Genomic DNA, 12,132 nt, shown 5'->3' on the forward strand with positions numbered 1-12,132 from the left:
GTAGAGGTGCATGTTCGTCTTCATTTAACGTGGGTATAAGATATGGGCTATCGTCTATATGGATTTATGATCGGTGATGAAATTCATTTTGACATTTCTAATCGCCGACTGTATCGGCTTACAGGTAGCCATACAGAGAAAAGCCTCGCTTTTGCGTCAATCTATTTTAATGAAACAATGTTAAGGCTTTTCCTGTATTTATTAATGAATGCCAGGAGCCAGCCTGTAACGAAAGAAGAGCTATTTGAAAAAATCTGGGAGGCGCACAGTCTAAGCCCCTCCACGCAAAGATTATGGCAGGTCCTGCACAATCTTAATAATAAACTCGGCCTGCTGGGCTTACCCCCGGATTTTATTCTTAACATAAGAGGGCGGGGGTATGTTATCAATTATCCTGATGTTATCCCCGTTTATTATAGAGTGAGCGAACTCCCGACTCATGCCGTTAGAAAAAGGGAGAAGACAGATAACCTGAGTGAGTGATGTCAACCCAGGTATTTGCCCTAAGCACGCAGGTGTGAGGGGCTTTTTTTTATCGTTATCTTTTCTATGTTTATTTTCTATTAATGTTCGTTAAATAGTATTGTTGTTCGGTATATACCGACTCTGGGGTAATATATGGGCATAATTAATCGCTTTACCAATTTAAAAGTCAGTAAGAAATTATTCTTTGGATTTTCAATTGTCCTGCTCGTTACACTTGCTATTCTGGTTTCGGGCTTGCTTGGTTTGGCGAATATCCAGGACAAAGTGAAAAAAAATGGGCATACCACCGATCTGTTTAACGCGCTGTCCGAGGTACGCCTGGGACGCACGAATTTTCAGTACACGCTGGACCAGAAATACCTGGATCAAATCAATGCCGCCACCAGACGCATGCAGGGTATTGCTAGTGATATGGATACATTGTCCTGGTCCCAGGAAGGGAAAAAGGCGCTGGACGATACGGTAAATGCAGTCAATAGCTACGTAGCGAGCCTTGAACCTTTTACGAAAGCGCTTTCTGAAAAGAAAATCAGCGAACAAAAACTGAATACCCAGGGACTGTGCGATAACTCTGAGCTGGCCTCAAAGCTGAGCCGGAATGGTACGCTGGATGCCCAACACGCGCTTGTTGCGGCCCAAATCGCATTTAATATGAGTGACATTGACTCACAGATGTCGCTGTATAAACAGCACCCGACAGAAGAATTAATGAATGGGATCCGCAAACGTCTGGAGACAGCAAAGTCCGATACCGGGCAGTTGTTACCCATGGCTTCTGAAGAGCAAAAGGTCTGGTTGCAGTCCGGGCTTGAAGACATGCAGAGCGTAGCGGTAGAGCTGGTCAATTACAAAAGCGTTTGGGATCAACAGGCAGCGCTCTCCGATACCTTAACTGACAAAGCGATCACGCTGACTCAGGCGATTCAGACGTTATTTAGCATGCAGCAGAAAAAGGTCACCGATACGGTAGAGAGCGTGCAGTTGCAGATGGGCATCGTTGCCGTTATTGGTATAGCGTTGGGCGTCCTGCTGGCAATGGGGATTACTTTATCCGTTACCCGTCCGCTGAATGAAACCCTGCGCGTGGCTGAGCTTATCGCCAGGGGTGATTTAACCAGCACTCTAACCAGTACGCGTCGTGATGAGCCGGGTCTGCTCATGCAGGCGGTTTCCACCATGAACAGCAACCTGAAAAACATCATTAACGATGTGCGTGACGGCGTGGATAGTGTTGCCAGATCGTCCTCTGAAATTGCGGCGGGGAATATGGATTTATCGGCCCGCACTGAGCAACAGTCTGCCGCTGTGGTGGAAACTGCCGCCAGTATGGAAGAGCTTACCTCGACCGTCGCGCTGAACGCTGAAAATGCTAACCATGCGCGGCTGCTGGCGGATGAAGCCTCACAGAATGCGACGGAAGGAAGCACGATCTCACTGAAGGTGATCGAGACCATGAAGAGCGTGCGCGACAGTTCGCACCGTATTTCTGAAATCACCACCGTCATTAACAGTATTGCTTTCCAGACCAACATTCTGGCGCTCAATGCCGCGGTAGAAGCAGCCCGTGCGGGCGATCAGGGGAAAGGTTTCGCCGTGGTTGCGGCCGAAGTGCGTACTCTTGCCCAGCGCAGCGCTCAGTCAGCAAAAGAGATTGAAAACCTGATCAATGAGTCCGTGGTGTATGTGGATAACGGTTTTCACCTGGTGGAGAGCGCGGGCGTTGCGATGAACAGGATTGAGACTTCCGTGTCTCAGGTGCGCGACATCATGAATGAAATTGCCGCTGCGACCGATGAACAAAGCCGCGGGATCTCACAAATTGCGCAGGCTATGGCGGAGATGGATACCACCACCCAACAAAACGCCGCTCTGGTTGAAGAGTCTTCAGCGGCGGCCAGTTCGTTGGAGGATCAGGCCGTACAACTTGAAAAAGTAGTATCGATCTTTCGCGTGTCGAACGATCAAACCGCCATTGCGCAAAACCATAAGGTAAAGGGTGTGAACACCGTCAGGGCGACCTCAATGGCACGTCCTTCCTCTAACGACCAGGATGACTGGGTCAAGTTCTGATGATTGCCGTGCGGCTGTTCTGGACAGGCTGCCGCACGCTTGAGGCTCGTGATGATTACCACAACCAGGCAACTCCCGACATTATTCTCTGACACAAGTATCTTGCTGACCCGCTGCCTTACCTGCGCACCGGTAACAGTGTTAAAGACAGCCATCGCCCAACGCCAGTTCAGACCGGTGTATCAACCCATTTTTAACAGCCAGACGGGTAAAATCGCAGGTATTGAGGTGCTTGCCAGATGGACGCATCCCCAATATGGCACTATTCCTCCTGATGTCTTTATTCCCCTGGCGGAGGAGCATGGCCTTATCGTCTCGCTGACGCATCAACTTATCCAGCAAGTCATTGCCGACCTGCAGCCGCGGCTCCCTCTCTTCCCTAATGGACTTTACCTTAACCTAAATCTGAGTCCTGAAAACTGCCTCGATCCGGGCTTTGAGTCGGACGCTGTGGCGCTCATGCAAAAGCTTGCCCCGGGTCAGGTTCAACTGGTTATCGAAATTACCGAAAGACGCCCTCTACACTTTACCCCCCAGCTAAGTGAGTGGTTTGCCTCGTTGAGAAAATCCAATATCGCCGTGGCGTTAGATGATTTCGGGACGGGATACTCGAATCTGTGTTACCTGCACGCGCTGGAACCGGAGTTTATTAAGATAGACAAACTGTTTGTCGGCCAGATTGGTGAGGGGGGTGATACCAGGATTGTCGATACGCTTATTGAGCTGGCGCAGAAGATGGGTCTGCGAATGATTGCCGAGGGCGTTGAGACTCAGGCTCAGGCCGATTATCTGCGCGTAAAACGCTGTGATTTTTTACAAGGGTATTATTTATGCAGACCCGTTCCACTTGAAGATCTGATCGGAGTGATGCAATCGCCCGCAATCTTTAGTGTCGATTGATACAGCAATACTGCCTGGGGAAACCACAGGTGATGATCAATTGATGCGACATTTCATTTTGTAACATATTTGTCTGTTACTGTGCATTCCTTATTTTTGGCTAAGAATATAGACTTCAAAAAAAATAATATTAACATTCTAATTTCGAACATCAAATATTAAGACTTTCCCTAATATCCGAACCTGTTTTTGTTCCTTTGTGTGATCCTTCGGGTTGAGCTGTAACTATTCAAAACTTCTGCTTCTTTCTTCCCCGCCTATCGGTAAAATGGCCCCCGCCAAATGGTGACTTCTTATTTTATCCTATGGGTAATACCCTTCCGCATGTTAAGGCTAATATCCTATTCGGATGGAGATAAATAATGCAGGTAGTAATGTTTGACAGGCAGTCAATATTTATTCATGGAATGAATGTAAGTTTGCAGCAACGTATTCCAGGAGTGGATGTTCAGGGTGTCAGTCAGACAGATGAGCTTTGGCTGACGCTGGAAGATAAACCCGAGGCATTAGTTATGTTGGATGGCGACCTTGATGCTGAGTTCTGCTGTAGCTTGCTGCAACAGATAGCAGAACGCTTTGCGACGGTGAAAGTGCTGGTAACCGCAACGGATTGCCGTAAAAAATGGCTGCAAGAGGTCACTAAACTGAACGTGCTGGCCATTGTTCCACGCGATTCTGACGCGGAAACCTTTACGCTGGCCCTCAATAGCGTCGCGATGGGGATGATGTTTATCCCCAGAGATTGCATAACCGCTACCGAAAGCGGTGGGCAAAATATCAGATTACTCAGTGCGCGTCAGCGGGAGATATTGACCATGCTGGCCGCCGGAGAATCTAATAAACAAATTGGTCGACTGTTAAATATCAGTACCGGAACGGTAAAAGCCCATCTTGAATCGTTGTACCAGCGCCTGGAGGTAAAAAATCGTACACAGGCGGCAATGATGTTAAACAACACTATTTACTAGGAATATATTTCACAGTCAGGATGTTTCTGGCTGTGAAATAGACTCCGGCCAGATCTTTTTAGCGCAAAATCGGGTAATTCCCACGCTGAATATCCACGTAATTAATGCTTCCAGCTGAAACCTGTCTTTTATTTGCGGCATTTCCTTATGGATGAATGCCTCGCAGATACTCATATCTGTAAGCAGCAATGCTTCTGCCTGCATCACTGTAATTGGAGTATCAAAGGATTCATTGGCGGAGATTTCATGCCCGTAGCCAATGACCCAGATGCCCTTTTTGTCCTGATACTTTTCCAGTGACAGGCCCTGCCATTGCTTAATAAATGCAATACAAGCGGGCGTGAAATACGTCGAACGCAGCGACATAATAATCTCTGTGCAAAGAGACCTATTCTAAAAAAAACACGCCGTTACGCTAGTTGCCTTACAGCCAGTATTTACCGCAAAACGACCTATGCCGTGGGCGGCTGATATTCCTGTTTTAACAGTCCAAAAATCCAGTCATCGTGCCAGGTTTGATGTAGCCAGTAGCTTGCGCGTAGCGTGCCTTCGTGAATGAACCCGACCTTTTCCAACAGACGTCGTGAGGCTTCGTTTCCTGCGGTGACACAGGCTGTCAGTCGCCGCAGACCGCCGCTGGCAAATGCGTATTCACACACGGCATGCAGAGATTCAGCGCCATAACCTTTACCTTGCGCCTCTGGGGCGAGCAGAAAACCAACTTCGGCACATCCATTGCTATCCTGAATGTATCCGGTCACGCCAAGTGGTGCTCCAGATGTCTTATCGCACAGGACCAGACATAGCCAGTGCGGACTGCCGGGAAACCATTCAGGCAGGCGAGAGTCGAAGGCTGTCCGTATCTCCTCTTCAGTACGTGGGTCAGCGACAAAGCGCATCACATCTGGGTTCTGCTGTAGCGTTAAGAAGAACGTCCAGTCATTTTCTGTCAGTGGGCGGCAGAGCAGACGTGATGTTTGCAGTACAGGCACAGGCTTATCTCCAGAATAAATTTCAATGATTGTGCGGAAGTCACTGTAAAACTTATTTATTTGCTATATGAATGTGTTCTAGTCTACATCGGCACAGCGTAGCGTTTAAAAAAGATAATTACATACCATAGTGAGGCCGCACGTTTTGGGTCCTTTTAGGGAAGATGATGACCAATAGCGCGTTACAAGCGACATGTACACCCTTTGAACATTGTCTGGGGATTATCCGCCAGGCGTCGGTAGAAATATTACTGCTGTTAGGCGTACATGTCGCAGAAGGCAAGGACCCACGGTGGTTTCTCGAACAACTGGATCAGGCTCGACTGAATCTGGGCGGCTGGGGAGCTGTCGCCAGACGGTTGCAGATGAATGATGCGCAATTGAGCCAGTTCACTCTGCGGCTACGTCATCTTCAACAGAGTGTACCCCAATATGAAAATGGTCAGGACGTCAGTGAAAACCAGCTGATTTCAGCGCTGCGCTTTGTGGCCTCTCTGGAACAATTACGCCAGCAACAGCCCATCCTGAAGTATCAAACCGAAATTGCACCTGTGGAGCCGGATGCTCAGATGCGGGCGCAGCGTCAACTTCGCGCAATCGAATTAACCCTCAAATCACTGATTGCGCGGGTATGGCCGGATCAACATCCTCTCAACAGCTTTCTGAAACAGCACTTTGGCGGTGAACGCTTGCGTCGCTGGTTAAAGCTGGGGGAAAGTCGGGATGCGCTGGACGGCATGATGTTTAGCGAGCTGGCGCTGATGGTCGTCGATAAGAAGTTATTCGTTCGCCACTTTACGCAGATTTATAACGATACCTCGGTGCTCATGTCATTTGTTGAGCCGCGCATCACGCTACGCATGTTTTTGGATGATTGCCGCCTGGCTCGTAACTGCGTTATCGCGCAGCAGCCGCTGACGTCGGTACAACTGCTGTTGCTGGACTACCAGTACCGACAGATAACTCATCCTGTGCAACGGGCATTTGAAGAACGGCGTACGCGCATTAATCCTGCGTCGTATCTGGAATCTGATGAGGCCATGGTCCGCCAGTTTTGGGAAACGGCAAAGCAAAAAGACGAGCAAGCGGGAGGCGATAAGCATGAAATCGCAGACAGTATTGATCCGCCGGAAAAGCGGGCCAAGCGCACGGCGGAAGAACGTGAACAGTTGATTTCCGGCATGTTGTGGGTAGCGGTCGGCGTGATGGTGCTGGCGATTTCGCTGGGTGCGTTCTGGTTATTCACTTCGCCAGCGCCACAGGCGTCATCCGGGCAATCCGTTGAAATTGTGCAGGAGGAACCGCGACGTGACGCCCCCAGCGCACGGGAGGCGGTAACCCGAATGGGCATCACCTGGGATGCCTTTAACATGCGGGCGGCTATCGATCGCAATGACACCCGCGTGACGTCACTGTTCCTGCAGGGGGGGATGGACTGGAAGCTGGCGTGGACGGAACAGGCGTTTTCGGCGGGCAATACTGAGGTGTTGAGACTGCTGCTGCGTTACCCTTCGCAGATGGATGAAAGCAAACCATGCAGACAGTTTATGACTACGCTCAGCCATGCGATGTCGAATGGGGCATCGCTCACTTCGCTGCATAAAAGTTATCTGCAAAGTTTTTGTTCCGTGCCTGCGGTTGTTGCGCGTCAGCAATATGATCTTGAGCAGGCCGAGCTGCGTGTTCGCGCCCAGCCAAGCCCTGAGAACAAGAAATGGCAGAAGATTCACGCCGAGCTGTACGATGCGATTAACTGACAACCTGATGACTCAGACCGTCAGCCGCTAGGGTTCGCCATACAAACCGATAAGTCGGCGCACCACGCCATTTGTCCAGCCAAAGCCGTCCTGCAACGGATATTCCCCGCCGCCGCCTTCGCGCGGCGCTGCGTCGGCTATGTGGTATTTTTCGATAAGCTTGTGGTGTTCCTGATAAAAGAGATTCACCGTTTTCAACCAGTTACGGGCGATTTCATCCCCGAGATGGTCGTCACCGTACAGTTTGAATCCCTGGATCGCCATCCACTGCAGCGGCGCCCAGCCGTTGGGCTTATCCCACTGTTCCCCGGTTTCATGCTCCGTGGCTAAAATGCCACCGGGCGTTAGCAGGCGACTGCGAACTGCGTTAGCAAGCCGGTCGGCTTGTTCATGCGTTGCCATACCGACATACAGCGGCACAATACTGGCGGCAGAGAACAGGGCCATTTGTTCGCGCCGCCAGTCGTAATCGCGATAGCAGCCGTTTTCATCGTCCCAGAGATAGCGGTTTACCGCATCGCGACGGTCACTGGCTTTCTGGCGAAACTGCGCTTCCGTTTCTTTGTCACCTTTCAGCGCGGAAATATTGGCGATGGTGCTTTCCAGCTTGTAGAGGAACGCATTCAGGTCAATCGGGATGAACTGCGTGGTGCGTATGCTGGCAAGGCGACCTGCATCGCGTAGCCAGCGCGAGGAATAATCCCAGCCAGAGGCCGCGCCTGCGCGTAAATCCCGATACACTTCATTGGGCGGGCGACCCGAATGCTTGGCGGTCTCGACGTCTTCAAGCCATGATTCATCGCGCGGCGTATCACGATCGTCCCAATAGCGGTTAAGTAGAGAGCCGTCCGACATTCTGATCACGTGGCGGTAGGCCTGGTTGAGCACCAGGGAATCGGCGCCATCCATCCAGAATGCGTACTCCATTTTTAGATGATCAAGGTAACGACGCGCGCCGCGTACGCCATCCTCTTCAAACAGTTCCACCATCAGCGCAAAGACCGGCGGCTGTGAGCGACTCAGATAGTAAGTACGGTTGCCGTTCGGGATGTGACCATAGTTTTCAATCATCCAGGCAAAGTTATCCGCCATACACTTCAGCAGATCTTCGCGGCCGCTCTCTGCCAGACCCAGCATGGTAAAGTAGGAATCCCAGTAGTAGGTTTCGCTAAAGCGTCCGCCAGGCACAATGTATGACTGCGGTAACGCCAGTAGCGAGGACCAGGGAATGTGATCCTGCGGCTCGCGCGTCAGCACTGGCCACAGTTGATCAATATGTTCTTTCAGCGAACTTTCCGGGTCAGAAACGTATTCGCTGGAGGGCGTTTCCGGGAGCCAGAAATGGTTCTCGACGAAGCGTCGCAGATCGAAGTCCCGATGGCGTTTAACCTTGCGATAACGGATTAAAATGTCGAGCGGGTCCATTCTGGGCGCACAGTCAGGGAAGGTTTTGCTATCCGCAAACAGTTTGGATGACTGGACGTGTTCGAACAGTTCGAGATAACGATCGGCAGGGGTTAACGCATCTGAAGCGGGAAGCCCTTCAATCATCTCCGGCTCAGGCTCCGCCTCAATCATTTCATCCAGCTTTAACTCGCACGGATCCATTTCATAAAGCAGATCGATGTCGATCGTCATTTCTTCAGAAGGGGCGTGGGGTAGTTTCTGGTTGAGCATAATGAGAAAGACCTCCGATGGACGTTGAAAGATTAAGGCTATTGCCCGGTCGTCAGTTAAGCGTAGACATTCGCTTCGGTGTCGGGTGAGTAAAGCGTGCGGTTGATCACGTTTTAATGCTGAGCAAAATTTAAAAAATCAGACTATCCCAATGAAAATAATGAATAATTCATAGTTTTGTATGATCTGAATATATTCCATTTTCAGAGCATTCGATTGCAACGAGGTGTGAACAGAGACAGGTAACGTCTTATCTCTATAATAGGCGCAGGCTATTCTATTGATAGTTCTCCCCCATGTAATTGCTTGATACTTATCAAAATAGTAATTCCCTCATTTCCTATGATGGTCAGGTCTGACAAAGACTGTGCATTAATTATTCTAATTTTCTGGGTCACAATAACTCACAACGGTGAGGGTAAAAATAATGAAAATCATTACCCGTCTTACCGCGATAGCCATAGCTGGCATCGCGATTTGTTATTTTGGATTATCCGGTTATGTGTGGTATCACGATAATCAACGTAGCAAACAGGCAGATGTTCAGGCCTCTACGCTGGAAGAAAATAATAAAGTATTAGGTTTTTTACGCGAAAAAGGATGCGATTATTGTCACACGCCTTCAGCTGAATTACCTTTCTATTCTTCTTTCCCTGTCGCTAAGCAGTTGATGAATTACGATATTCAACTGGGATACAAATCATTCAATCTTGAAGCCGTTCGTGCGGCGCTGGTCGCAGATAAACCCGTTTTGCAAAGCGACCTGAATAAAATTGAATGGGTGATGCAATACGACACCATGCCGCCAACGCGATACACCGCGCTGCACTGGGCTGGCAAGGTAAGCGATACGGAGCGAGCAGAGATCCTGGGCTGGATTGCGAAACAGCGTGAGCAGTATTACGCCAGTAACGATACCGCCGCGCAGCATCGTAATGAACCTGTGCAGCCGATACCGGAAAGCATCCCAACCGATGCCCGCAAAGTGGCGCTAGGCTTTACGCTTTACCACGACCCGCGTATTTCAGGTGACAGCACGATTTCTTGCGCGCATTGCCACGCCCTGAATGCAGGCGGTGTGGATGGCCGGAAAACGTCGATCGGCGTAGGCGGCGCAGTTGGTCCGATTAATGCGCCGACGGTGTTTAACTCGGTCTTCAACGTTGAACAATTCTGGGATGGTCGTGCGCCAACATTGCAGGCGCAGGCAGGCGGCCCGCCGTTGAACCCTATCGAGATGGCGTCTAAATCCTGGGATGAAATTATCCAGAAACTGGACAAGGATCCGCAACTCAAGCAAGAGTTTATCGCGGTTTATCCGCAGGGATTCAGCGGGGATAATATTACCGATGCGATTGCTGAGTTTGAGAAAACGCTAATTACGCCAAATTCGCCGTTTGATAAATGGCTACGCGGCGATGAAACGGCATTAACTGCTCAGCAAAAACATGGCTATCAGTTGTTTAAAGATAATAAGTGTGCGACCTGTCATGGCGGTATTATTTTAGGTGGACGCTCATTCGAACCTTTGGGTTTGAAAAAGGACTTTAATTTTGGCGAGGTCACTGCCGCAGATATTGGCCGCATGAACGTCACTAATGAATTACGTGACAAGCTGCGTCAAAAAGTCCCTGGCTTGCGTAACGTTGCGCTGACCGCGCCTTATTTCCATCGCGGTGATGTGCCTACGCTCGACGGTGCGGTAAAACTGATGCTGCGTTATCAGGTGGGTAAAGAACTGCCGCAGGAAGATATCGACGATATCGTGGCGTTCCTCGAAAGCTTAAACGGCGTGTATACGCCATATATGCAGGGTAAATAATCCCTGACATTATCCAGCCTGACGCGTTTTGCAGGCTGGATAATTTTTCTCCATGAACCGGTATAACATGCCTGCTCGGTTACAACAGCACGTCGATATCGGGTGATGAGTTAAGCAATGTATTCCTCTTCTTCCTGCACATAGCTTGCTTGTGCTTGCGCAAATATTTCTTCGGAGGAAACGAGAGCATGGTACCCCTGACCTTCAGGTTGAATAACAATCTTCAACGATTGAGAGAGGGGAACGCCGTTGTCTTTTTTGTTCTGGCCAATGACGGCACCGGGCGCAAAAGGCGCAACTGCACAAGCGAAAGCCTGAACCATTTTCTCGCGACTCGCGTAATGTGACTTCTTAATGCTGAGGGCGTTACTGATGATAGCGCTGTCAATCATTGTTCCGGTCAACCAGTCACATGATGAAGAGTAACCTGCACACCAGCGCAAACCACTTCCCTGAGTGTACTCTTTCAACAGCTGAGTTTTGGTTCCTGCAAAACACGATCCCAGCATCAACCCGCTGATGTTATTGTCTGCGGCTTTTTCACTGACTGCTTTTAGAATATCTTTCAGCAAAATGCCGCCAATGTGTGATTCGCTACCATGCGCTGCGACGTAAACAATTGTATTGCGAAAAACCTGCATACACAGGCACTCAAGGGCAATTTCGAAACTCTTCTTATTGTAGAAATTCAGAAAATAGACCTCAGTGTCGCCCTGGAGTCTGGCGATCCCTTGAATAAATGGAACGACCGAAGAACGATTGGAATCATGGTCATCCAGTTTCCAGGGGGACTCAATGACCAGGATACAATTACTGCTTTTACTTTTTGGCATGAAATATACACCTAAGTGAAATTATTCTTTTTTGTTTGTGTAATAACTGTGTTTTTGAACTTTTATATCGTTACGCAGCTCTGCAAATAACTGGATAAAAACGGTCTTGTTTCCAGGTAGCTAAACAGGTCATTTAAAGGTCCCTCTTATTTGTTATCCGTCCGGATAACGTCACAATTATTGGAATCTTTATGAACCTTAACGCTAAGCGTCAGGGGATTATCCCTTTGTGTTTGCAAAATACTCGTGAGAAGAATACTTTGCAACATCAAGGAGATAAATCCACGCAATTTGCTGTGAATGGCTTGCAAGAACACCAGCAATTCATAGATCAGCATATTCAGAGTCAGCCTGTAAAAGCGATATTCTTTCGCAGTAATTTAATTAATAGTAGTTTTAATAATATTCTTTTCGCAAATTTAACTCTGAATTGTTGTTATCTTGAAAATCTTATTTTTGAAGATTGTGTCATGCGAAATGTTTGGTTTTCATACTGTGTGATCGTACAGCCTGTGGTTCTACGACGGTGCAATGTGGCGGGAATGCGTCTACTGAATGTGCATCGGAGGATGTTTGTTTTTGAAGAGTGTACCGGTGTCGGGGAATTACTCATTTCCTGACACCGGT

11 protein-coding genes are annotated in these 12,132 nt (G+C 49.0%); 7 read left to right on the forward strand and 4 right to left on the reverse strand.

Features of this window, described 5'->3' with window-relative positions; translation table 11 throughout:
* Positions 1-42: 42 nt before the first annotated feature.
* The 4 genes from OGY83_RS14105 (at position 43) to OGY83_RS14120 (ending at position 4,424) form a co-directional block, all read left to right on the forward strand.
* Positions 43-483 carry a winged helix-turn-helix domain-containing protein gene (locus tag OGY83_RS14105; protein ID WP_079938188.1) on the forward strand — a complete coding sequence of 147 codons (441 nt, stop codon included), beginning with the start codon at positions 43-45 and terminating at the stop codon, positions 481-483.
* 135 nt (positions 484-618) lie between these two features.
* On the forward strand, positions 619-2,556 hold the full coding sequence (locus OGY83_RS14110; protein WP_286636118.1) for a methyl-accepting chemotaxis protein: 1,938 nt from the start codon (positions 619-621) through the stop codon (positions 2,554-2,556).
* A gap of 51 nt (positions 2,557-2,607) precedes the next feature.
* Positions 2,608-3,456, forward strand: coding sequence for an EAL domain-containing protein (locus OGY83_RS14115; RefSeq protein WP_286636119.1), 849 nt, complete (start codon positions 2,608-2,610; stop codon positions 3,454-3,456).
* Between the two features lie 362 nt (positions 3,457-3,818).
* Entirely contained in the window at positions 3,819-4,424 is a 606-nt protein-coding gene (locus OGY83_RS14120) for a helix-turn-helix transcriptional regulator (RefSeq protein ID WP_123268856.1), read from the forward strand.
* 15 nt (positions 4,425-4,439) lie between these two features.
* Here OGY83_RS14120 and OGY83_RS14125 read toward each other — a convergent pair whose 3' ends face one another.
* Entirely contained in the window at positions 4,440-4,790 is a 351-nt protein-coding gene (locus OGY83_RS14125; RefSeq protein WP_286636121.1) for a glycoside hydrolase family protein, read from the reverse strand.
* Positions 4,791-4,876: 86 nt separating this feature from the next.
* The gene (locus OGY83_RS14130; protein ID WP_286636123.1) at positions 4,877-5,416 is read right to left on the reverse strand and encodes a GNAT family N-acetyltransferase; all 540 of its coding nucleotides are present in this window, start codon (positions 5,414-5,416) and stop codon (positions 4,877-4,879) included.
* A 167-nt stretch (positions 5,417-5,583) separates the two neighbouring features.
* Here OGY83_RS14130 and OGY83_RS14135 point away from each other — a divergent pair, with 167 nt between their 5' ends.
* The gene (locus tag OGY83_RS14135) at positions 5,584-7,173 is read left to right on the forward strand and encodes an STY4199 family HEPN domain-containing protein (RefSeq protein WP_191214560.1); all 1,590 of its coding nucleotides are present in this window, start codon (positions 5,584-5,586) and stop codon (positions 7,171-7,173) included.
* 27 nt (positions 7,174-7,200) lie between these two features.
* On the opposite strand, the gene OGY83_RS14140 is transcribed toward OGY83_RS14135, so the two are convergent.
* Positions 7,201-8,850 (reverse strand): alpha,alpha-trehalase, encoded by a 1,650-nt coding sequence (locus OGY83_RS14140; RefSeq protein ID WP_079938182.1) that lies wholly within the window; start codon positions 8,848-8,850, stop codon positions 7,201-7,203.
* Between the two features lie 427 nt (positions 8,851-9,277).
* Here OGY83_RS14140 and OGY83_RS14145 point away from each other — a divergent pair, with 427 nt between their 5' ends.
* Positions 9,278-10,672 (forward strand): cytochrome-c peroxidase, encoded by a 1,395-nt coding sequence (locus OGY83_RS14145; protein WP_123268853.1) that lies wholly within the window; start codon positions 9,278-9,280, stop codon positions 10,670-10,672.
* 110 nt (positions 10,673-10,782) lie between these two features.
* Here the strand turns inward: OGY83_RS14145 and OGY83_RS14150 are convergent, their stop codons facing one another.
* Positions 10,783-11,505: a hypothetical protein gene (locus tag OGY83_RS14150; protein WP_191234522.1), complete on the reverse strand. Its 723-nt coding sequence runs from the start codon at positions 11,503-11,505 to the stop codon at positions 10,783-10,785.
* A 191-nt stretch (positions 11,506-11,696) separates the two neighbouring features.
* Between OGY83_RS14150 and OGY83_RS14155 the strand changes: the two genes are divergently transcribed.
* Positions 11,697-12,125, forward strand: a complete 429-nt coding sequence (locus OGY83_RS14155) for a hypothetical protein (protein ID WP_286636126.1) — start codon at positions 11,697-11,699, stop codon at positions 12,123-12,125.
* Positions 12,126-12,132: the final 7 nt, after the last annotated feature.

The sequence above is a fragment of the Citrobacter sp. Cpo090 genome, from assembly GCF_030332665.1.
In the GTDB taxonomy this organism is placed as follows: Bacteria; Pseudomonadota; Gammaproteobacteria; order Enterobacterales; family Enterobacteriaceae; genus Citrobacter; species Citrobacter portucalensis.

Bases quoted from the DNA above. Each gene is read 5' to 3' on its own strand.
- OGY83_RS14135 (WP_191214560.1), top strand. From the start codon at position 5,584: ATGACCAATAGCGCGTTACAAGCGACATGTACACCCTTTGAACATTGT.
- OGY83_RS14120 (WP_123268856.1), top strand. From the start codon at position 3,819: ATGCAGGTAGTAATGTTTGACAGGCAGTCAATATTTATTCATGGAATG.
- OGY83_RS14150 (WP_191234522.1), bottom strand. From the start codon at position 11,505: ATGCCAAAAAGTAAAAGCAGTAATTGTATCCTGGTCATTGAGTCCCCC.
- OGY83_RS14105 (WP_079938188.1), top strand. From the start codon at position 43: ATGGGCTATCGTCTATATGGATTTATGATCGGTGATGAAATTCATTTT.
- OGY83_RS14140 (WP_079938182.1), bottom strand. From the start codon at position 8,850: ATGCTCAACCAGAAACTACCCCACGCCCCTTCTGAAGAAATGACGATC.
- OGY83_RS14155 (WP_286636126.1), top strand. From the start codon at position 11,697: ATGAACCTTAACGCTAAGCGTCAGGGGATTATCCCTTTGTGTTTGCAA.
- OGY83_RS14145 (WP_123268853.1), top strand. From the start codon at position 9,278: ATGAAAATCATTACCCGTCTTACCGCGATAGCCATAGCTGGCATCGCG.
- OGY83_RS14125 (WP_286636121.1), bottom strand. From the start codon at position 4,790: ATGTCGCTGCGTTCGACGTATTTCACGCCCGCTTGTATTGCATTTATT.
- OGY83_RS14110 (WP_286636118.1), top strand. From the start codon at position 619: ATGGGCATAATTAATCGCTTTACCAATTTAAAAGTCAGTAAGAAATTA.
- OGY83_RS14115 (WP_286636119.1), top strand. From the start codon at position 2,608: ATGATTACCACAACCAGGCAACTCCCGACATTATTCTCTGACACAAGT.